General features: G+C 26.6%; 19 protein-coding genes. 12 read left to right on the forward strand and 7 right to left on the reverse strand.

Annotated elements, in window-relative coordinates:
* Positions 1–4: 4 nt before the first annotated feature.
* Genes hisC through hisIE form a run of 6 tightly spaced genes read left to right on the forward strand, consistent with a single transcriptional unit; the run spans position 5 to position 4,934 of the window.
* Positions 5–1,063, forward strand: coding sequence for a histidinol-phosphate transaminase (hisC, locus tag Bpudo544_RS02335; protein WP_500825158.1), 1,059 nt, complete (start codon positions 5–7; stop codon positions 1,061–1,063).
* A gap of 35 nt (positions 1,064–1,098) precedes the next feature.
* Positions 1,099–2,175 carry a bifunctional histidinol-phosphatase/imidazoleglycerol-phosphate dehydratase HisB gene (hisB, locus tag Bpudo544_RS02340; protein WP_500825159.1) on the forward strand — a complete coding sequence of 359 codons (1,077 nt, stop codon included), beginning with the start codon at positions 1,099–1,101 and terminating at the stop codon, positions 2,173–2,175.
* Positions 2,172–2,768: an imidazole glycerol phosphate synthase subunit HisH gene (gene hisH, locus Bpudo544_RS02345; RefSeq protein ID WP_500825160.1), complete on the forward strand. Its 597-nt coding sequence runs from the start codon at positions 2,172–2,174 to the stop codon at positions 2,766–2,768. The genes hisB and hisH overlap by 4 nt, the downstream gene beginning before the upstream one ends.
* A 5-nt stretch (positions 2,769–2,773) precedes the next feature.
* On the forward strand, positions 2,774–3,538 hold the full coding sequence (locus Bpudo544_RS02350) for a 1-(5-phosphoribosyl)-5-[(5-phosphoribosylamino)methylideneamino] imidazole-4-carboxamide isomerase (RefSeq protein WP_500825161.1): 765 nt from the start codon (positions 2,774–2,776) through the stop codon (positions 3,536–3,538).
* Positions 3,508–4,284, forward strand: a complete 777-nt coding sequence (hisF, locus tag Bpudo544_RS02355) for an imidazole glycerol phosphate synthase subunit HisF (protein ID WP_500825162.1) — start codon at positions 3,508–3,510, stop codon at positions 4,282–4,284. The genes Bpudo544_RS02350 and hisF overlap by 31 nt, the downstream gene beginning before the upstream one ends.
* Positions 4,278–4,934, forward strand: a complete 657-nt coding sequence (gene hisIE, locus Bpudo544_RS02360) for a bifunctional phosphoribosyl-AMP cyclohydrolase/phosphoribosyl-ATP diphosphatase HisIE (RefSeq protein WP_500825163.1) — start codon at positions 4,278–4,280, stop codon at positions 4,932–4,934. The genes hisF and hisIE overlap by 7 nt, the downstream gene beginning before the upstream one ends.
* A 351-nt stretch (positions 4,935–5,285) precedes the next feature.
* On the opposite strand, the gene gnd is transcribed toward hisIE, so the two are convergent.
* Positions 5,286–6,710 (reverse strand): NADP-dependent phosphogluconate dehydrogenase, encoded by a 1,425-nt coding sequence (gene gnd / locus Bpudo544_RS02365; RefSeq protein WP_500825164.1) that lies wholly within the window; start codon positions 6,708–6,710, stop codon positions 5,286–5,288.
* Between the two features lie 398 nt (positions 6,711–7,108).
* On the opposite strand from gnd, the gene metG reads away from it, so the two are divergent.
* Entirely contained in the window at positions 7,109–8,749 is a 1,641-nt protein-coding gene (gene metG / locus Bpudo544_RS02370) for a methionine--tRNA ligase (RefSeq protein WP_500825165.1), read from the forward strand.
* 186 nt (positions 8,750–8,935) lie between these two features.
* Here metG and folE read toward each other — a convergent pair whose 3' ends face one another.
* Positions 8,936–9,601: a GTP cyclohydrolase I FolE gene (gene folE / locus Bpudo544_RS02375; RefSeq protein ID WP_500825166.1), complete on the reverse strand. Its 666-nt coding sequence runs from the start codon at positions 9,599–9,601 to the stop codon at positions 8,936–8,938.
* A 329-nt stretch (positions 9,602–9,930) separates the two neighbouring features.
* On the opposite strand from folE, the gene rplY reads away from it, so the two are divergent.
* Positions 9,931–10,224, forward strand: a complete 294-nt coding sequence (rplY, locus tag Bpudo544_RS02380) for a 50S ribosomal protein L25 (RefSeq protein WP_500825167.1) — start codon at positions 9,931–9,933, stop codon at positions 10,222–10,224.
* Positions 10,225–10,374: 150 nt separating this feature from the next.
* Here rplY and Bpudo544_RS02385 read toward each other — a convergent pair whose 3' ends face one another.
* From Bpudo544_RS02385 to gyrA, 3 genes are all read right to left on the reverse strand, one after another.
* Positions 10,375–11,454 (reverse strand): D-alanine--D-alanine ligase family protein, encoded by a 1,080-nt coding sequence (locus tag Bpudo544_RS02385; RefSeq protein WP_500825168.1) that lies wholly within the window; start codon positions 11,452–11,454, stop codon positions 10,375–10,377.
* Positions 11,455–11,663: 209 nt separating this feature from the next.
* Entirely contained in the window at positions 11,664–12,788 is a 1,125-nt protein-coding gene (locus tag Bpudo544_RS02390) for a porin (RefSeq protein ID WP_500825170.1), read from the reverse strand.
* Between the two features lie 297 nt (positions 12,789–13,085).
* Positions 13,086–15,626, reverse strand: a complete 2,541-nt coding sequence (gene gyrA, locus Bpudo544_RS02395) for a DNA gyrase subunit A (protein WP_500825171.1) — start codon at positions 15,624–15,626, stop codon at positions 13,086–13,088.
* Positions 15,627–15,878: 252 nt separating this feature from the next.
* On the opposite strand from gyrA, the gene ubiG reads away from it, so the two are divergent.
* The 4 genes from ubiG (at position 15,879) to yfaE (ending at position 20,728) form a co-directional block, all read left to right on the forward strand.
* On the forward strand, positions 15,879–16,610 hold the full coding sequence (gene ubiG, locus Bpudo544_RS02400; RefSeq protein ID WP_500825173.1) for a bifunctional 2-polyprenyl-6-hydroxyphenol methylase/3-demethylubiquinol 3-O-methyltransferase UbiG: 732 nt from the start codon (positions 15,879–15,881) through the stop codon (positions 16,608–16,610).
* Between the two features lie 391 nt (positions 16,611–17,001).
* Positions 17,002–19,290, forward strand: coding sequence for a class 1a ribonucleoside-diphosphate reductase subunit alpha (gene nrdA, locus Bpudo544_RS02405; RefSeq protein WP_500825174.1), 2,289 nt, complete (start codon positions 17,002–17,004; stop codon positions 19,288–19,290).
* Between the two features lie 42 nt (positions 19,291–19,332).
* Positions 19,333–20,466 (forward strand): class Ia ribonucleoside-diphosphate reductase subunit beta, encoded by a 1,134-nt coding sequence (gene nrdB / locus Bpudo544_RS02410; protein ID WP_500825175.1) that lies wholly within the window; start codon positions 19,333–19,335, stop codon positions 20,464–20,466.
* A complete protein-coding gene (gene yfaE / locus Bpudo544_RS02415; protein ID WP_500825645.1) occupies positions 20,441–20,728 on the forward strand; it encodes a class I ribonucleotide reductase maintenance protein YfaE in 288 nt (95 codons plus the stop codon). Before nrdB ends, yfaE begins: the two co-directional genes overlap by 26 nt.
* 139 nt (positions 20,729–20,867) lie before the next feature.
* On the opposite strand, the gene Bpudo544_RS02420 is transcribed toward yfaE, so the two are convergent.
* Complete coding sequence (locus Bpudo544_RS02420) at positions 20,868–22,391, reverse strand: NADH-quinone oxidoreductase subunit N (protein ID WP_500825177.1); 1,524 nt, start codon at positions 22,389–22,391, stop codon at positions 20,868–20,870.
* A 55-nt stretch (positions 22,392–22,446) separates the two neighbouring features.
* Positions 22,447–23,979 carry an NADH-quinone oxidoreductase subunit M gene (gene nuoM, locus Bpudo544_RS02425; protein WP_500825178.1) on the reverse strand — a complete coding sequence of 511 codons (1,533 nt, stop codon included), beginning with the start codon at positions 23,977–23,979 and terminating at the stop codon, positions 22,447–22,449.
* Between the last annotated feature and the right edge of the window lie 31 nt (positions 23,980–24,010).

Raw genomic sequence — 24,010 nt, forward strand, 5'->3', positions numbered from 1 at the left:
TAACATGAATATTCACTGTTTGGTTAGAAATCAAATATTGACCTTAAAACCGTATCAATCAGCCAGAACATTTAAATATTCAGGAAAAATATGGTTAAACGCCAACGAGTATCCTATATCTCCTCATTATAAATACCGATATATAGATAATTTAAATCGTTACCCAATGTGCCAACCAAAAGAAATAATATATAATTACGCAATTTATGCTGGAATACAAACTAATCAAATTTTAGTTTCTAGGGGGTCTGACGAAAGCATTGAATTATTAATGAAAGTTTTCTGCAACCCAAATAAAGATACTATTATTTTCTGCCCTCCAACTTATGGTATGTATAAAACTAGTGCAGAAATTTTAGGAATTGATTATCAAATGATTCCTACTATAAATAACTGGCAATTAGATTTATCATCTATTAAATCAAAATTAAATAATGTTAAATTAATATATGTATGCAATCCAAATAACCCCACTGGCAATATTATTAATTTACATAGCTTAAAAAAATTATTAAAAATTATTAAAAATAAAGCCTTACTAGTAAGTGATGAAGCTTATATCGATTTTTGTCCCAATGCTAGCTTAGTAAAATTACTCTCGGTATATCCAAATTTAATTATTTTAAGAACACTATCAAAAGCTTTTGCGTTAGCAGGATTACGTTGTGGATTTACCTTAGCTAATCCAGAAATAATAAAATTATTAAAAAAAGTAATTGCTCCTTATCCAATACCTACTCCAGTTATTGATATCGCTACTCAAGCACTCACTCCTGAAGGTATACAATATACTCAAACGAGAATAAAAAAGATTTATACTAATCGTAATATATTAATAAAAGGTTTAAAACAATGCTCCTGTGTACAGAAAATCTTTCCTAGTCACACCAATTACATATTGGTTCGATTTTATCCTCAATATCAAGTATTTAATAAATTATTACATCACGGTATCATATTAAGAGATCAAAGTTATCAATTAGGACTAACAGATTGTTTACGCATTACCATTGGATCAAATAAAGAATGCCAAAAAATAATTTCTATTTTAAAAAATAAATGATTTTATATCTGACGAAATAAAAATACGGAGTTATTATGAATAATGATAAAATATTATTTATAGACCGAGATGGTACTTTAATTCATGAACCACAAGACAATTTTCAAATTGATTCATTAAAAAAATTATCACTAGAACCTTATGTTATTCCAGCACTTATAACATTAAAAAAAATTGGTTTTAAATTTATAATAGTCACTAATCAAAACGGATTAGGAACTATTAAATTTCCCTATAAAAAATTCAATCAACCTCATCAATCAATGATTCAAATTTTTAAATCACAAGGCATTACATTTGATCAAATACTAATTTGTCCTCATTTACCTGAAAAACAATGTAATTGTCGTAAACCAAAAACTGGATTGGTATCTTCATGGTTAGATAACAAACTATTAAATAAATTTAATAGTTATGTTATCGGAGATAGAGATACCGATTTGCAATTAGCCGCTAACATGAAAATTCGTGGAATACAATATCATCAAAAAAATTTTAACTGGATAAAAATACAAAATTACATAATTCAAAATAGCTATAGATTTGCTCATATTCATCGTATTACTAATGAAACTAATATCGATATAAAAATATGGATTGATCAATGTCAAAACAATTATATTAACACTGGAATTAACTTTTTTAATCATATGCTAGAACAAATAGCCATTCATGCAAAAATACGAATACATATTATAGCGAAAGGAGATTTACACGTTGATGACCATCATCTTATTGAAGATACTGCATCAATTTTAGGAGAAGCATTTAAACAAGCATTAGGAGAAAAAAAAGGTATTGGTCGTTTTGGATTTATTTTACCAATGGATGAAAGTATTGCTCAATGCATATTAGACTTATCTGGACGAGCATATTTAGATTATCAAGCACAATATACTTTTCAAAAAATTGGAGATTTTAGCAGTAGTATGGTAGAACACTTTTTCCGATCGCTATCTTCAAAAATGGAATGCACACTACATTTAAAAGTAATTGGAAAAAATGATCATCACAAAGCAGAAAGCTTATTCAAAGCCTTCGGTCAGTCATTATACCAAGCAATTCATATACGAGACAATTATATACCAAGTTCTAAAGGTACCTTAATATGAAAATTGTAATTATTAATACTAAATGTTCAAATTTGTTCTCTGTAAAAACTATGCTAAAAAAAATAGGATGTAATCCAAAAATTACCGATAATCCTGATATCATATTAAAAGCAAATAAACTATTTTTACCAGGAGTAGGAACTGCTTTTGCTGCTATGCAACAATTAGAAAAAAAAAATCTTACTCAATTAATACAAAATTGTACGCAACCAATATTAGGTATTTGTTTAGGAATGCAATTATTTGGATCTTCAAGTGAAGAAAATGATAACATAAAAACTTTGGGAATTATTAATACTTCTGTCACACGAATACAATGTTATGATAAAAAATTAGCAATACCTCATATGGGTTGGAATAAAGTTATCTTTTTAAAACAACATCCCTTATTTTATGGAATAAAAAATAATCATTACTTCTATTTTGCCCATAGTTATATCATGAAAATAAACCAATCAACTATTGCTTATACTAATTACGGAAAATTATTTAGCTCAGTTATAGCACATAAAAATTATTTAGGAGTGCAATTTCATCCAGAAAAATCAAGTACTTCCGGTAAACAATTACTTAAAAATTTTTTGGAGATTTAATATATATGATTATTCCTGCTTTAGATATTTTTAATGGAAACACAATAAGATTATATCAAGGTAATTATCAAACTCAATCTAATTATGGAAATCCTATTCATATTTTACAAAAATATATACAACAAGGTGCTGAAATAATTCACTTAGTAGATCTATCAGGAGCGAAAAATCCAAAAAATAGACAAATTACATTAATCAATGAATTAATTCAAACAATTATGATATCTAATAATACTAAATTAAAAATACAAATAGGAGGAGGTATAAGAAGCGCTGTAGATATAGAAAATCTATTAAAATTAGGAGCAAATCGTATAGTATTAGGATCTACAGCTATTACACATCCAACAGAAACAAAAAAGTGGTTTAAATATTTTGATCCTAATATTTTAATTTTAGCTTGTGATATATATATTGATTCTCATAAAAATAAAAAAATAGCAATTCAAGGATGGCAAAAAAAAACTAATATACACTTAGAACAAATAATAGAAGATTATAACTCAGTAGGATTAAAACATGTGCTATGTACAGATATTTTAAGAGATGGAGCTTTTTTAGGAAGTAATATTAATCTGTATAAATCAATATGCCGAAATTGGCCAAACATATCTTTTCAAGCTTCCGGTGGAATTACTCAATTAACTGAAATACCCAAATTAAAACAGGCTGGAGTTAATAGCATTATTATTGGACGAGCCTTTTTAGAAAAAAAATTTACTCTTAATGAGGCCATATTATGTTGGCAAAACGAATCATTCCTTGCTTAGATGTAAAAAATAATCAAGTTATTAAAGGAATCCGATTCCAAAATCATGAAATAGTGGGTGATATTATAACTTTAGCTGAATACTATTCAAAATCAGGAGCAGATGAATTAGTATTTTACGATATAACAGCATCTCCTCAAAATAAAGTAGTAAACAAAAAATGGATATTAAAAGTAGCGAAAGTTATTGATATTCCATTTTGCGTTGCTGGAGGAATTACAACTATACATCAAGCTAAACAAATACTTAATTTTGGAGCAGATAAAATTTCAATTAATTCTCCAGCTTTAATAAATCCATTATTAATTCGAGAATTAGCTGATCATTTAGGAACTCAATGTGTTGTAGTTGGTGTTGATGCATGGTTTAATTCTATAAATAATACTTATCAAGTAAAATGTTTTAGTGGAGATAGTCATCACATTAAATCCACATCATGGCAGTTATTAGATTGGGTTAAAAAAATACAAGAATATGGAGCTGGTGAAATTGTATTAAATATGATGAATCAAGATGGTATGCAAGATGGTTATGATCTACAACAATTATTAAAAATTAGACAATACTGTAAAATCCCACTAATAGCTTCTGGAGGAGCAGGTTCCTTTCAGCACTTTTTAGATGTTTTTAATTATTCGAAAGTAGATGGAGCTCTAGCAGCTTCCGTTTTTCATAAAAAAATTATCAAAATCAATGAATTAAAAGAATTTTTATTTAACAAAGGAGTAAAAATTAGATTATGTTAACAAATAATGATAAATATCAAAAATTAAATTGGGATAAACATCACGGATTAATTCCAGCTATTGTACAACATTCAGTTTCAGGAGAAGTATTAATGCTAGGATATATGAATAAGGAATCTATATCTGCAACAGAAAAAAGTGGATATGTTACTTTTTTTTCAAGAAGCAAAAATCGATTATGGATGAAAGGAGAAAGTTCTGGAAATTTATTAAAATTAGTAAATTGGTATCCAGATTGTGATTATGATTCATTACTTATTTTAGTATTACCTAATGGTAGCACTTGTCATAAAAATACCAACAGTTGTTTTCATCCTGCAACTACTGATTTTAGTTTTTTATATCAATTAGAAAGTATTATATTTATGAAAAAAAATCATAATTATACATCAGTTAAAACCCAACAAGACTCATCGTATACATCTAATTTTTATTCTAACAGTATTGAACGTATAGCTCAAAAAGTTGGAGAAGAAGGACTAGAAACTGCTTTAGCTGCAGTATCTCGTAATTCAACTGCGCTCATTAATGAATCAGCAGATTTAATTTATCATTTATTAGTTTTATTGCAATATGAATCACTAACCTTTAATAAAATCATTCAAGAATTACGAAATAGAAATAATTTAAAGAATAAAAAAATTAATTAAACTCAATTTTATTAAAATTCAAGATTTTTTTATCTATATGATGAACTTTTCATGGTTACAACATTTTTAATCAAATTAAAAAATTATTTTATATAAATAGATCTAAAAATATTTAAAAAAATTTAAGATATTTCTTATCAAGACAACCTAAATTTCAAAAATTACAAATCTTTTATTTAAAAAATAAAATAATATCTCTATACAAGTAAAAAAATATATCAGTGTAGGAATATACTGATATATTTAATTATACCCTATAACAGAAGAATCAAATATATTTACATAAAAATACAATAAATATATTCAATAAAAAAAATTAATTAAAACTGTAGTCCTTCCTATATTTTATCTCTATTGATTCCATTGAGTATGAAATACTCCAGACTTATCAAGACGAGAATAAGTATGAGCTCCAAAATAATCTCTTTGTGCTTGGATAAGATTTGCAGGTGATTCAAAACTACGATAACTATCATAGTATGATATTGCAGAAGATAATGCAGGCATAGCAATACCATAACTAACCCCATTAGCAACAATTTCTCTTAAAGATTGTTGATAGTTACTTGCAATATGTATACAATACGGCGCTAATAGTAAATTTTCAATTTCTGAATTCATAGAATAAATATCAATAATTTTTTGTAAAAATTTTGAACGAATAATACAACCAGATCTAAAAATTTTAGCAATTTTTTTAAAATTTAAATTCCAATTATACTGTTTGGAACTTAATTTAAGTTGATAAAAACCTTGCGAATACAAAATAATTTTACTTAAATACAAAGCTTGTCGAGCTTTTTCAATTAAACTCTCAATACTACTTGTAGAAATAATATTCATCTTATTAATAATAGGGCCAGATAATATTTTAGATGCTTGAACACGTTGATTTTTTAACATAGATAAATAACGCGCAAACACTGACTCGGTAATTATAGTTACTGGTACCTCTAAATCTAATGCATCTTTAATAGACCAAGCTCCTGTTCCTTTATTTTTTGCAACATCAAGAATACAGTCTAAAATATGAAGATTTGTTTTTTTATCTTTTTGAAAAAAAATCTTACTGGTTATATCAATAAGGTAACTATTTAATTCTCCTTTATTCCAATCATTAAAAACTTGTACTAATTGATCATAAGTTAAATTTAACACCTGTCTTAAAAAAAAATATATTTCAGCAATTATTTGCATATCACCATATTCTATGCCGTTATGCACCATTTTTACATAATGTCCAGAACCATTTGGACCTATATATTCAACACACGATTCATTATCAACACAAGCAGCAATCTTTTTAAATAAAAAAGACACAATTTTATAAGCATCTTCTGATCCGCCAGGCATTAAAGACGGTCCTTTTAAAGCCCCTTCTTCTCCTCCAGAAATTCCTAATCCAATAAAATGTATTTTTTTTCTTAACAACTTTAAACCACGTTGAATAGTATCTTTGTAAAACGAATTTCCTCCATCAATTAACACATCACCATCATCTAAATAACTACATAAATCTTCAATCATATGATCCACGCATACTCCTGAAGTAATCATTAAAAATATTAATCGAGGTCTTTTTAATGAAAAAACAAATTTTTCCAAAGAAAAATATGGAATAAGATTTTTGTTTAAATTATTTTGAATTATTTTTTTAGTTTTTTCTGAAGAACGATTATAAATTGCAACACTATAACCTTTATCTTCAATATTTAATGACAAATTTCGACCCATAGTCCCCATACCAATAACACCAACTTCTTGTTTTTCTAACATAAAAACACCCCTATTTATATATTTATTTATAAAAATAAATAATTTTCATATTTTATATAATAAAATCATCATATACGAACATACAGGCCATATTGCATATATAATTATATACTAATATAACATACAATATATATATTAATATATATATTATTGTATATACATAAATCAATTCACCCAAAACTTCTCTTCAATTTTTATTAATCAACTAAAATAACACATCAATTAATATCAGATATTTTAAAATATACTCATAAGATTTAAATCAATAATATACTTATTATGTGTATATATTTCAATGTATTATACCTCCTAATGAATTAATAAACTAGAAATACATATTGATTTAGTATATACTAAATCAATAAAAATCTTACAGTAATTGAAAATAAGTATTTGTCATGTCAAAAAAAATTTTAGTTACTTGTGCATTGCCGTATGCAAATGGATCTTTGCATATTGGACATATGCTAGAGCATATACAAGCAGATATTTGGGTACGTTATCAACGCATGCAAAATAATGAAGTTTACTTTATTTGTGCTGATGATGCCCATGGTACAGCCATTATGTTAAAATCTCGACAACTTAATATCACGCCAAAAATAATGATATCAAAAATTCAAAAAGAACACTATAGAGATTGCTGTGATTTTAATATCAGTTATGATAATTATTATTCTACACATAGTAAAGAAACCCGAGATTTACTATACAATATTTATTTTAAATTAAAAAATAATGGATTAATTAAATCTCAATTTATTTCTCAGTTATATGATCCTAAAAAAAAAATATTTTTACCAGATAGATTTATTATAGGGGTATGCCCAAGATGCCACTCATCTCAACAATATGGAGATAATTGTGATCAATGTGGCACTATTTATACTCCTCTTGATTTAATTAACCCCAAATCAGTCATTTCAGGTGTTACGCCAATCATAAAGAAATCTAAACATTTCTTTTTTAACTTACCAAGTTTTACGAAAAACCTACAAAAATGGATATATTCAGGAGTTTTACAACAAGAAATACTAAATCAAATAGAAGAATGGTTTAAATTGGGTTTAAAAGAATGGGATATTTCTAGAGATGCTCCATATTTTGGTTTTAAAATTCCAAATACTGCTTCGAAATATTTTTATGTTTGGATGGATGCAACTGTAGGATACATGGGAACTTTTCAAAATTTGTGTAAAAAAAATAAAAATATATCCTTCAAAGATTTTTGGGATATAAATTCAGAAAATGAATTATATCATTTCATCGGTAAAGATATTACTTATTTTCATAGTTTATTTTGGCCAGCAATTTTAGAAGGTAGTTGCTTCCGTAAACCAACGGGAATATTTGTACACGGACACGTTACGTTAAATGGCTCTAAAATATCAAAATCTAAAGGATCTTTTATCAAAGTCAATACTTATCTATCACACTTAAATTCAGATTATTTAAGATATTATTATGCTACAAAATTATCATCTAAAATTAATGATATTGATTTAAATTTTAATGATTTTTCTACTAAAATCAACTCAGATATTATAAATAAAATATTAAATCTAGCAGCTAGAAGTGCAAGTTTCATAAATCAATATAATCACGGACAACTATCTTCTAATATAGCAGATCCCAATCTATATAATTTCTTTACAAATTCTCGATATTCTATCGAAAAATCCTTTAAGAATAGAGAATTTAGTGAAGCTATGCGTAATATTATGTTATTAGCAGATGAAGCTAATCGATATATTGATAAACATTCCCCATGGCATACTATTCATCAAATAGGCGGAATAAAAAATGCATTATCTATTTCTTCTATGGGAATTCATCTATTTAAAATTTTAATGACTTATTTAAAACCTGTTTTACCTATACTATCAAGATATAGCGAAAAATTTTTAAACACTCATTTATCATGGGACACAATTAATATTCCTTTAACGAATCATAAAATTAATAAATTCCAAATAATATTTCATCGTATTCATGACAATCAAATCAAATCTTTAACAAACTTATTAAACCATCAATAATCTTAATAAGCATTTCTTTTAAAAAAAAAGAACTAAATCCATCTTCATTTTTTAAAAAAAGATTATACATAATAAAATGTCATATCAATAATAATATATTGCATATACTTGTATATATCCCCTGTTGAACATAAGAGAATATGTTTCATAAATTCTAAAATTAACATAAAACTAAAATATATTCATTCAGTCATTACTATACGTAATAGTATGTAGAAATTCTCTTCGAATATTTTCATTTGATTTAAATAATCCACCCATTGCTGTAGTATTTGTAGTACTTGCAATATCGTGTATTCCTCTTGCTTTAACGCAATAATGTGCAGCATTAATAAATATTGCAACACTATTAGTATCTAATAACGTTTTTAATGCTAAAAAAATTTGTTGCGTTAATCGCTCCTGCAATTGAGGTCTTTTAGAAAAAAATTGTACTATCTTATTAATTTTTGATAAACCAATTACACTATTTTTTGGGATATATGACACAGTAGCTTTTCCATTAAACACAATAAAATGATGTTCACACACACTAGTAATATTAATATTACGTACTGTAATCATTTCATTCATTTTCATAGTATTTTTTATTATTGAAATTTTAGGAAAATTTAAATAATCTAAACCAAAGAAAATTTCTTCTACATACATTTTTGCAATACGACTTGGAGTATGTAAAAGACTGTCATGATTTAAATTCAATTTAAGAAGATACATAATAGATGCTATGTGATCTTTAATTTTATTCATACGAATTTCATTATCTATATTTAATTCAATTACAGGATTTTCTAATCCATGATGTAATAAAGCAGCACGTACTAATAACGATTCTTGCGTTAATTTAGACATATAATTTTCTCTAAATAATTTTTTATATCTATTACTATATATAAAAATAATATACTCATATTCATGATAATCAACAGTATTACAATATTTATTAAATATGATCAACTATTTTAAAAGCAAAATAAATAATATTTTAGAACATAATATAATTCACTATTCAATACATATATATCAAAGTAATAAAATTAATTATTTCAAATAAAAAATATATTATATAATATATTTTCAGTGCATAATTAATATGCATTAAATTGAATTTTTTTAAAATATTATGTATAATCTTTCCAATTCTATTTATATATAAATATATTAATTAGGTGTATAGTTATATGTTTAAAATACAAGCTGAATTACGTGTTTCTATTAAAACAGCTGCAGTTCGTCGTTTGCGTAAAAAAAATAAGTGCCCAGCTATAGTATACAAAAATACTAAATTTACAAATTTACCCATAGAATTAAGTAATATAGATATACAACATCCTACATCTATAGTTCATTTTTACAAAAATAATATTTTACAATTAATAATACGTGACAAATCAATTTTAACTGTAAAAATAAAAGAAATACAATACCATCCTTACAAACCAAACATAATACATATAGATTTTATGTGCATTTAATAATAAATAGCATGCAAATAAAGTATTAATAATAACACTACCATACAAATATATAATTTATATGAGTTTTTTTATTTAAATTAATTACTAAATTATAATCTTATTGTAAATATTATATATACTGTTTTATTGCTATATAAATAAACTGCATTATCTTTTTTCTGCTAAATAGTAATCTAAAGCTAACTTAATAAGCGTAGTTAATAACAAAGTAGAATTTAAACCAGTTGCTTCCCATAATTTAGGATACATACTATTACTAGTAAATCCAGGTAGGGTATTAACTTCATTAATAATAACCTGATTATTTGATTTTAAAAATACATCTACACGAGCCATACCAACACAATTTAAAATTTGAAATGCACGCATAGCATAATTTCTAATCTTATTACTAATTGCATCACTAATTTCAGCTGGTATTATTGTTTTAACCTTATAACTTATATATTTTTTATGATACGTGTAAAAATGATTATCAATAATAATTTCCCCACATACACTAGTTTTTATCTTTGTATTCCCTAAAACTGCACATTCTAATTCCCTGCCTGCAATACATGGTTCTATTATAATCTTGTTACTATACAAAAAAGCAATATCTAATGCCTGGTTAAAAGTAGCATTATTGACAACTTTAGAAACCCCTATTGAAGAACCTTGATTTACTGGTTTAATAAAAAAAGGTACTCCGAACATATCAGCCAAATTATTAAATTTTATATTTGATCTTTCATAATTCGAAAAAGTTTTAAATAAACCCACAGGTAATCCTGCATCACGTAATAGACGCTTAGTGATGTCCTTATCCATACAAATCGCAGATCCTAAAACACTGGATCCAACACACGGTAAAGTCATAATACGAATAAATCCTTGTAAAGTTCCATCCTCTCCTAATAATCCATGGGTTATCGGAAAAATTACATCAATTTTAAATACATGATTAGAAGTGTGGTTAGTACAAAAAACAAATTTATCAGAAAATTGTTTTATTAAAATTGGAAAATACTTATACTGTTGATTATTAGAATTAAAAAAAATATTCAAACATATATCATTAGGAATTACATACCAGCCACCATTTTTACTAATCCAAAATACAACTATCTCAAAAAGACTTCTATCTATATGCTTGAAAATATAATTTGCTGATTTCAGTGAAACCTCATGTTCCTTAGAAAACCCACCACAAATCAATCCAACTCGTAATTTATTATTTAATTCCATACACAAGATATTTCAATACTACATTATCATAATATAACAATCACAACAGCACTAACAATAATAATTATTGTTTCAAAACTTGTTTTATAATACTTTACATATTACAAAAAACAAAAAAGCTAAATTAAATCTACTAAATTTAGTAAAAGCTTTTTTTGTTTTTTGTAAAATAACTTTTATTTATGAAGTAATAAAAAATCTTAACTTCATTAAAATAAATAGGACAATCCTACTGAAAACATATCATCGGTACAAATTTTAGCAGCATTAGTAAAATCATTTTTAACTAAAAGATTTAACCTATAATCTATAGTAGCTGAAATTTTTTTATTAAAAGAATAACTACTACCAAAAGTGACATATTGCTTCAAATAATTTCCATATCCATTTTCTACATCACTAGCCTTAGAATGTAAGTAAGATATAGAAGGAGTTACTCCACAACTAAATCTATATTGAGCTATAACTGATACATCTCTTGTTTTATTAGCAAAACCATAAATACTTTCTGGATTTAAAACATCACTAAAGTTACCAAAAGGAGTCATATTATAAGTCTCTCCATAAACTGCAGACAAATATGCTCCATAAGCATTATATTTTAAACCAAAAAAATATGCCTCAGCAGGATCTGTATTATAACTACTATCTAAACTTCTTTGCTCAAAAGTACGTTGACTATTCATGTAAGATACAGATGCCGCAATGCCATTACTTAAATTGTAAGATGCAGAAACTCCATATCCCTCTCCATTAGCAGTTTTTACAGTACGACCAGTTTTCTGATCAACATTATTCTTTCCTTGATACTGGATAGCAAAATTCAATCCATTCAATAACCCAAAAAAATTCTTATTACGATAAGTAACCAAGTTTGATGACCTGCCAGATAAAAAATTATCGGATAAAGACGTATCACCTCCAAATTCTGACGATAAATCTGTCCAAGATTTCACATCATACAATATTCCATAATTTCTTCCATAATCGAAGCTTCCAAAATTTCCTAGTTTTATTCCTAGATAACCTAGAAGTGCCCGACCATTATCCACTAAATTAATTCCTTCTTCAACATTTCTTAATGGAAACTCATACTCCCATCTTCCAAAACCTGCAATTTTATCCCCATTTAAACAAGTTTCTCCAAATAAACCGTACCTTACAAAAAAATAATTAATTCCATTATCAGAATTTTTTGAAAAAAATTGACCTCCTGATATATTCCCATACATACTCAATATATTTCCGTTCTTATTGTAAACTTCAGAAGCTCCAAAAGCGCTTGTTGCCATCACCATAGTTATAATCAGGTTAACAAAACACCATAATTTCATATCTACCACCCTCATTATAGAAAAATTCAAATTTATTTATTAAACAATAATTGTTGTTATATTTTAACTTAATTACATACCGCATTATTTGTATCATACTAAATAACATAGAACTTTTCAAGTAACTGATTATACTAATATATCTCATTCCCTAACAACATACAACTATTCCTAATCTTAATAATTATTCTTTATGCAATAAAATAAAAAATTTATCTATACTGAAAAATTATAAACATAATTTTTTCACATAAACTATCACTTTATTATATAGGTAATAATATTTACACTTGTTAATTAATTAGTTTCTACTGATTCTACCACACGCTGCAATCCAACTACATGTTCATCATGTGCAGTACGGATCAACATAACTCCCTGAGTATTGCGCTTAATAATATTCACTTCAGAAGCACGAATACGAACCAATCGACCAGCATCAGTGATTATCATTATTTGATCATCTTGATTAACTTGAACAGCCCCCACTACATTGCCATTACGCTCTGTTACTTTAATAGAAATCACGCCTTGAGTAGCACGAGATTTTAATGGGTACTCTGATTGATTTGTACGCTTACCAAATCCGTTTTTTGTTGTAGTTAAAATAGAACTTTTATTTTTTGGTATAATTAAAGACACTACTCGATCTCCTTTTAATAAATGAATACCTTTCACCCCCACTGCGGAACGACCCACACTACGAACTTGAGTTTCCATAAATCTAACAACCTTTCCATAAGCAGTAAATAACATAACCTCATCATTCCCATTAGTAATATCAGCTCCAATTAATTCATCTCCTTCATTAAGGTTCAGCGCAATAATACCAACATTTCTTGGTCTACTAAATTCCATAAGTGCAGTTTTTTTTACAAAACCACTACTAGTAGCCATAAATATTTGATACCCTGTTGTATATTTTTGAATCGGCAAAATAGCAGTGATTCGTTCATTTATATCTAAAGGTAATAAATTAATAATTGGTTTTCCACGGGATCCACGTTTGGCTTCTGGTAATTGATATACTTTCATCCAATATATTCGACCATAATTAGAAAATAATAAAACAGTATCATGAGTATTTGCTATAAGTAATCGAGTAATAAAATCTTCTTCCTTAATACGAGTAGTTAATTTACCTTTACCTCCTCGTTTTTGAGCGTCATAATCAGTTAATGGCTGATATTTTACATAACCTTGATAAGATAAAGTTACCATGACATCTTTTTGATTAATTAAATTTTCTATATTAATATTAGGAACGGTATCACTAATTTCAGTTCGACGAGCATCATTATATTCTTCTTTAATAGAAATTAATTCTTGACGAATTACCTTCATTAAAGAACTTGGATTTTTCAAAGTAAAAATCAAATCCTCCATTTTTTTTAATAAGTTGTAATATTCTATTAATAATTTTTCACGTTCCAAAGTAGTAAGTTTATGTAATCGTAAATCTAAAATAGCCTGTACTTGATTTTTAGTAAGATAACACCCATTATTTTTAGTAAAATTATTTTTAGATAACCATTCAGAATTTAATAAATCAACAGACATTTTTTGTCTGATATCCATTACATCATTTGCTAACCAAACTTTAGATATTAAAGAATAACCAGCATTAATAGAACTATTAGCACAACGAATTAATTCAATAATAGCATCTATGTTTGATAAAGCTATTACTAATCCTTCCAAAACATGAATTCGATTGCCAGCTTTTTTTAACTCAAATAAAATACGACGCGTTATTACCGAACGCCGATGACATATAAAAGCAGATAAAATATCCTTTAATGACATAATTTTTGGTTGCCCATGAGATAAGGCAACCATATTAATTCCAAAAGATACTTGCAATTGAGTCAAAGAATATAAATTATTTATTACTATTTCACTAATAGCATCATGTTTAATATCAATAACAATTCTCATCCCATCTTTATCAGATTCATCGCGTAAACTATGTATTCCATCAATTCGTTTTGTTTTTACTAACTCTGCAATTTTTTCTAACAATTTAGATTTATTAACTTGATATGGAATTTCATATACTATTATAGATTCTCGACCAGTTTTAATATCAGTTTCAATTTCTACACGAGCTCGAATATGAATTTTACCTCTACCTGTTTCATATGCTTTTTTTAGTTCACTACAATCATTAATAATAGCAGCAGAAGGAAAATCCGGTCCAGGTATATGTCTCATTAATTCATTAACAGTAATATTTTCATTATCTATCACTGCTAAACATCCATTAATTACTTCAGAAAGATTATGCGGTGGAATATTTGTAGCCATTCCCACAGCAATGCCAGATGAACCATTAATCAAAATATTTGGAATTTTGGTAGGTAATACTTCAGGAATCTGTTCAGTTCCATCATAATTAAATTCATAATCAACTGTTTCCTTCTCTAAATCAGATAACAATTCATTTGCAATTTTAGACATACGTATTTCTGTATAACGCATAGCTGCAGCCGAATCACCATCTACCGACCCAAAATTTCCCTGTCCATCAATTAAGACATAACGCATTAAAAAAGGCTGTGCCATACGAACAATAGTTTCATACACAGCAGAATCTCCATGAGGATGATATTTTCCTATAACATCTCCTACTATTCTAGCAGATTTTTTATAATTTTTATTCCAATAATTTCCAAGAATTTGCATGGCAAATAACACCCGACGATGCACAGGCTTTAATCCGTCTCTCACATCTGGTAATGCACGACCTATAATTACAGACATAGCATAATCCAAATAAGAACGTTTTAATTCTTCTTCTATATAAATCTGTGTAATTTCTTTAGCACGATTATCCATACAATAATATCCTTGGATATATATATATCGTATATAATAAACTATTTTCAAAAACAATTTTTAATATTATACTCTTGTTTGATATTTAATAATACATTAAGAATGATTTAGTATTATTTTTGAAATAAAAATACATTACTAACAAATAATATACATTATACAATAAAAATGTAATTAATAACAAAAAAAGCAATACTATAAAACAATTGAAATTATAAAGTATAAATCTTAGTTAATTAAAAATATTACATAATGAACAAAAATTTTATTGAAAAATCAATAAAAAACATTGATCCTGAAGAAATTAAAAAATTTAATCTATCTGCCTCACAATGGTGGAATACTAATGGTATATTTCGATCTTTACATTATATAAACCCAACGCGTTTGTATTACATTCTTAAATACAGTAACGGAGGACTATTCAAGAAAAAAATATTAGATATTGGATGCGGAGGAGGGATTCTTGCAGAAAGTATGGCTATAGAAGGAGCAAAAGTTACTGGACTAGATTTAAGTTTTAATTCATTAAACATAGCTAGATCTCATGCTGTATCTCAAAACCTAATAATCAATTATATATTAGAAACGATAGAACAACATTCAATTAATTATACTAATTATTACGATATAATAACTTGTATGGAAGTTTTAGAACATGTACCTAATCCAGTATCAGTAATACATGCTTGTTCTTCTATGGTAAAAACAGGAGGATCAGTTTTTTTTTCTACATTAAATCGCACTTTCAAGGCATGGTTATTAGTGATAATTGGAGCTGAATATATTTTTAATATTATTCCTAAAGGCACTCATACTCTAAAAAAATTTATTACACCATCAGAATTATTAGATTGGATTGATATCACTACACTACAAGCAAATAATATTTCTGGAATATACTATAATCCTTTTACTAATAATTGCATGATCACAGAAGATATAAACATAAACTATATTTTACACACATATAAAGCATTATAAACAAGTAATAATAAACACAATTTTAAAACTATAAATTCATTGTAATATTTTTATAAAAAATACATATATGTTCACAACATTACAACTAATAAAGTTATTAATTTATTATTAATAACAAAAAATAAAAACAATGATTGATTGTTATGATACTATGGTTAAAAAAATTTTTATCAAATAATGACACAATGATTCAATTAAACATCATTGATAACACTTTTAATTATATTTATCTTATACTTATTAATAACACTAAAAATTATTCTAAATCTATACAAAAAAGGGAATATAATTAAATAAATTTAATCACCTCTTTTATAAAAACTAAATTTTATTGATTACAATCACACATATTAATTATTACCATATAACTTTAATAAGGAAATATATCAATATGAATCAAACTTTATTGGTTACTAAACGAGATGGACATCAAGAACCTATTAATTTAGAAAAAATCCATCGAGTAATTAACTGGGCAGCTCAGGGTTTAGAAAAAATTTCAGTTTCACAAGTTGAATTACGCTCTCATATACAATTTTATAATGGAATAAAAACTTCTGATATTCAAGAAACTATTATCAAAGCAGCAGCAGATTTAATTACCAAAGAGGCGCCAGATTACCAATATTTAGCAGCACGTTTAGCAGTGTTTCATTTACGTAAAAAAGCATATGGACAATTCGAACCTCCTAAGTTATATAATCATGTATTACGACTCGTAAAAATTGGAAAATATGATAAACACTTATTAGATGATTATAATTATCATGAATTTAACCAAATGGATGAATTTATTGATCATTGGAGAGATATGAATTTTTCATATGCTGCTATCAAGCAATTAGAAGGAAAATATTTAGTTCAAAATCGAATAACTGGTGAAATTTATGAAAGTGCTCAATTTTTATATGTATTAACTGCAGCATGTTTATTTTCTAAGTATCCTAAAAATACTAGAATGAATTATATAAAAAAATTTTATAACGCAGTATCAACATTTAAAATTTCTTTAGCAACTCCTATTATGTCTGGGGTGCGCACACCAACTCGCCAATTTAGTTCCTGTGTATTAATTGAATGTGATGATAGTCTTGATTCTATTAATGCAACGTCTAGTGCTATTGTAAAATATGTTGCACAACGAGCTGGAATTGGTATTAACGCCGGACGAATTAGAGCAATAGGCAGCCCAATACGAAATGGGGAAGCATTTCATACAGGATGCATCCCTTTTTATAAGCATTTCCAAACAGCAGTTAAATCATGTTCTCAAGGAGGAGTACGAGGTGGAGCAGCTACTTTATTTTATCCTATTTGGCATTTAGAAATTGAAAATCTACTCGTTCTAAAAAATAACAGAGGAGTAGAATCTAACAGAATACGTCATTTAGACTATGGAGTGCAAATTAACAAATTAATGTATCAGCGACTCATAACAGGAAAATATATTACATTATTTAGTCCATCTGATGTACCAGATTTATATGAATCTTTTTTTTCCGATCAAAATATCTTCGAACGCTTATATCATAAGTATGAAAATAACCATAAAATTCGACAACGTAAGATTAAAGCAATAGTATTATTTTCTTTAATGATGCAAGAACGAGCTTCTACTGGAAGAATTTATATTCAACATACAGATCATTGTAATACTCACAGTCCATTCAATAGCACGCTTGCTCCAATTCGACAATCTAATTTATGCTTAGAAATAACATTACCTACTAAACCGTTAAATAATATTAATGATACAAATGGAGAAATAGCTTTATGTACATTATCTGCTTTTAACCTTGGTAATATCAATAATTTAGATGATTTATCTGAACTTTCAATTTTAATCGTACGTGCTCTAGATGCTTTATTAGATTATCAAAGTTATCCAGTACTCGCTGCGCAATACAGCGCTATAAACCGTCGATCCTTAGGAATCGGAGTAATAAACTACGCTTATTATTTAGCAAAACATGGAGTACGTTATTCAGATGGCAGTGCAAATATACTAACACATCACACATTTGAAGCTATTCAATACTATTTACTACAAGCTTCTAATCTTCTAGCTAAAGAAAAAGGTCCTTGCGCATGGTTCAACGAAACTTCGTACGCTCAAGGAATATTACCTATTGATACATATAAAAAAGACCTAGATTGTATAATTAATGAGCCATTATACTATGATTGGGAAAAATTGCGTAATCAAATTAAACAATACGGATTAAGGAATTCTACCGTATCTGCTTTAATGCCATCAGAAACCTCTTCACAAATTTCTAACTCTACAAATGGTATTGAACCTCCTAGAGGATATATTAGCATTAAAGCATCAAAAGACGGTATTTTAAGACAAGTAGTCCCTCAATATGAAAAATTATCATCTAATTACGAATTATTATGGAATATTCCAAATAATCAAGGTTATTTAGAATTAGTAAGCATTATGCAAAAATTCATCGACCAATCTATCTCAACGAACATGAATTATGATCCATCTTGTTTTCCAGAATCTAAAATTCCAATTAAACAACTATTATCAGATTTACTATATGCATATAAATTAGGAATTAAAACATTATACTATCATAATACTCGAGATGGATCCTCAGAAATACAAAAAAAAATAGAATATAATAATAGCCAGTCGAACACCTGTTCAAGTGATGCTTGTATAATATAAAATATTTTACTTACTGTTATTTTAAGAGATAAAAGGATAAATATGATATACACAACTTTTTCTAGAAAAAAAAACAATCAACTTTTAGAACCAATGTTTTTAGGTCAACCAGTAAATATTGCTCGATTTGATCAACAAAAACATGTTATTTTTGAAAAATTAATTGAAAAACAATTATCTTTTTTTTGGAGACCAGAAGAAATAGATATTTCTAAAGATCGAATAGATTACCAATCTCTGCCTAATCATGAAAAACATATTTTCATTAGTAATTTAAAATATCAAACATTGCTTGATTCTATACAAGGAAGAAGCCCAAATATTGCTTTATTACCTTTAATTTCTATTCCAGAATTAGAAACTTGGGTAGAAACTTGGTCATTTTTTGAGACTATCCATTCTCGATCTTACACTCATATTATTCGAAATATTGTAACTCATCCATCATCAGTATTTGATGATATTGTAACTAATAAAGAAATTTTACAACGAGCAAAAGATATCTCAATATATTATGATGATTTAATTAAATTAACCAGTTATTACCATATTTTAGGACCAGGAATACATAAAATAAATAAAAATACCGTTACTGTAAACTTACATGAACTTAAAAAAAAACTATATTTATGCTTAATCAGTATTAATGTATTAGAAGCAATCAGATTCTACGTTAGTTTTGCTTGCTCTTTTGCATTTGCTGAACGAAAACTCATGGAAGGTAATGCTAAAATTATACGTTTTATTGCTCGAGATGAATCTTTACATTTAAGTGCAACCCAACACATACTGAATCTTATGCGTTCTGGATCAGATGATCCTGAAATGGCTGATATCAGCTGTATGTATCAAACAGAAAGTTATAACTTATTTTTAATGGCTGCAGAACAAGAAAAAATGTGGGCTCAATATCTATTTAAAGATGGATCTATGATTGGATTAAATAAAGAAATATTATGTCAATATATAGAGTATATTACAAATACACGTATGCAAGCAATTGGACTAAAAGCCCCTTTTAATAATACTAAATCAAATGTCATACCTTGGATTAATTCATGGTTATCTTCAGATAATGTACAAGTTGCACCTCAAGAAGTAGAATCTAGTTCTTATTTAGTAGGCCAAATAAATACTAATATTGATGATGATGAATTTAATAACTTTCAATTGTAAAATTATTATAAATAATAATACATCTCGTAATATATCATTTATTTATCACAATTCAGTATTTCACTCTTTATTAGAAATATTAAAATACCATAATATACCGGTAAATTATCAATGTAAATCGGGTTATTGTGGGAGTTGTCGAGTTACTTTAATAAAAGGAAAAATAAAATACTATAATAAACCTCTAGCATCTTGTCTTTTTTCTGAAGAAATTTTTATTTGCTCTTGTTTCCCTATAGAAGATATCATATTAAAAATATGATATCTTCTATATTATACTTACTTTGAAATCATTTTCAATACTAATAAACCTACATAATAACAGAAACAGAACAAAAATAAATATGGTATTTTTTAACAAAAATATTTTGTACACATTAAATATTCTATTCATGCAACTTTTATATCATTAATTGAATTAAATGAATTATAAACTGCGGATATAAACCACTATACAATATAATGATCACCATAATTATTATCATCAATCCCTCTATTTTATACATCCAATTAGAAAGATGATTAAAATCAATACATACATTATTACTATTATGCATAGAATTATGACAAAATAAATTAGTCAAAATTTTTAAATAATAAAATGTACTAATTATACTACTAACAATTATAAAAATAGTCATTATCCATAATTTACTACTTATTCCTAATAATAATAAATAAAATTTACCAATAAAACCAAACGTTAAAGGTATTCCTGCTAATGACAATATCATTATTGCAAATATTATTGATAACACAGGTGAATTCCAAAATAAACCACTATATGAACAAACCAAATCTATATTTTTTTTCTCTTTTTCTATACAAGAATTTGATATAACATTGATTATTCCAAAAACTCCTATATTAGAAACTAAATAACTTATAAGATACACATTGATAGATTCTTGAGTCATTGCACTATTTATGTATAATGCAATCAACGCTACTAATAAATACCCTGAATTAGTTATCGAAGAATAAGCCAAAATACGCTTAATACTATTTTGATAAATAGCCATCATACTGCCAAATAACATAGATAAACATGCTGAACCTGACAAAAAAACATAAATCATTTCATTATATTGATCTGGAAATATCAATAAAAATCGTATTAACGCAGAGATTACAGCAATTTTACTACCAGTAGCTAAATACATAGATATTGCAGTAGGTGCTCCCTGATATACATCAGGAATCCATACATGAAACGGAACAAAAGATAATTTAAAACCAATTCCAATCATCATCATTACTAACCCTATAATGACTAATAGTATTGGTGATAATTGATAAATAATTATTTCAGTACCGTTACAATAAGTTAATAATAATTTCTTAATTTCAACAAAAGATAAACAACCTGACCCACAATATATAAAAGCTATTCCAAAAAGTAAAAAAGATGACGATACTCCAGATAATATAATGTATTTAATGCCTGATTCTATAGATCGTTTCTGAAAAACAGCATAACTAATCAAGCCAAACATAGGAATAGAAAGTAATTCCATTCCCAAAAATAGTATTATTAAATGATTCGTCATCGTCAATAATACTCCACCCATAGTAGAAAGTAATAATAACAAATAAAACTCATCTTTACGATGACTGGGATATGATAACAACCATGAATATCCTGATATAACACTAGCTAAACTTGCTAATATCACAAGCGATACATGCAATATAGAAAAATTATCAATATGTATTAACTGAAAAATACTTAATTTTTCTTGAATATCAATCCATGACATTATTTTCAAAGCAAACATCATAGATAAAATCAATCCAATTGCTGTAAACATAGCATGTTTTAAATTCCCTCTATTCCATGCTATAGATAGCATAACAATAATAATTGTTACACCTATAATTAATATGGGTGATAAAATAATTATATCGCTCCAAATTTTTATCATAATAAAATAGCTATCCTTTATAATATAAGGTCACAATAATAGATATTATGAATCATTAAATCCTTATAATTTCATATACATATTTAGTAGTGTTATATGATGTATTTAAAATAAACTGAGGAAATAACCCAATTATAAAAATACATAAAAGTAATATTATACTAATAAATTTTTCATGAAATTTTATATCTGTTAATAGCCCATATACTTTTTTTGAAGAACCATAATACACTTTTTGCATTAAAACTAAAGAATAAATAGATGCAAATAATATTCCACCTATAGCAGCCATTATTGAAATAAATGGCGCTACTTGAAAAGTTCCAAATAAAATTACTACTTCCCCCACAAAATTTCCAGTTCCAGGAATACCTAACATTGCTGCCACAAAACATAAAGAAAAGGCAGGAATAAAATTCATATTGCTCCATAAACCACCCATCTCAGTAATATTACGAGTACTTAATCTTTTGTACAATTGTCCGCATAAAATAAACATTCCAGCTGAAGATAAACTACATGAAATCATTTGTAAAATAGCTCCTTGGTAAGATAATTGATTATTACTATAAATTGCAATTAATATAAATCCCATATGAGATATATTTGCGTATGCAATTATTTTTTTCATATCAATTTGAGCGCAAGCCATCCAAGATCCATAAAAAATATTTAATAATCCTAAAAACATTGCAATTAAAGAAAAATCCCGTACAGCACAAGGACAAAACGGAAGAACAAATCTAAAGAACCCGTAAATTGCGGTTTTTAATAAAATACCTACTAAATCGACTGATCCCATCATGGGGGAAGAACTATGAATGTCTATCAACCAAGAATGAAAAGGAACAATTGGCATTTTTATTGCAAAAGATAAAAAAAAACCTAACATCAATAAATATTCTATATTTTTTGGTAATATAACTTTTGATAAAATATCATAATCAAATGACCAAATTCCATTCATTTTATAATTAAAATAAACAATAATTATAATAGACACCAACATACTTAACCCACTAAATTGAGTATAAATAACAAACTTAGTAGCAGAAATAACTCGCAATTTTTTATTATTACATTCTACATAACCCCAGACAGATATTAAGAAATACATTGGAATTAATATAATTTCCCAGAAAAAAAAGAATAAAAACATATCTACTGATAAAATAACTCCTATTCCGCTACCTAAAACACACAACAAATTTAAATAAAATAAACCCTGATATTTACGTATATTATCCCAAGAACCTAATATTGATAAAACTCCCAAAATTCCAGATAACACTAACATTAATAATGATAGACCATCTAACGCTAAATGAAAATTAATCCCAAATCTTGGAATCCAAGAACATAAATATTCTAATTGCCATAAAGAAGTAGACTGATTGCTTTTTAAAAATTTATTTAATATTAATTTAAAACACTCCATGTCAGATAACCATAATATTACACTAATAAATAATTCTATACTTGCTCCCAATAAAGCAACCCATCGAGGACGGAATACACCAATCCGCTCTGATTGCCAAGATAATAAACCAAAAACAAAAGGAATTAATACTAAAATTAACAATAACATTATATTTCTTCATCTCCAAAAACAATACAAC

It is taken from the genome of Blochmannia endosymbiont of Camponotus pudorosus, assembly GCF_059934925.1.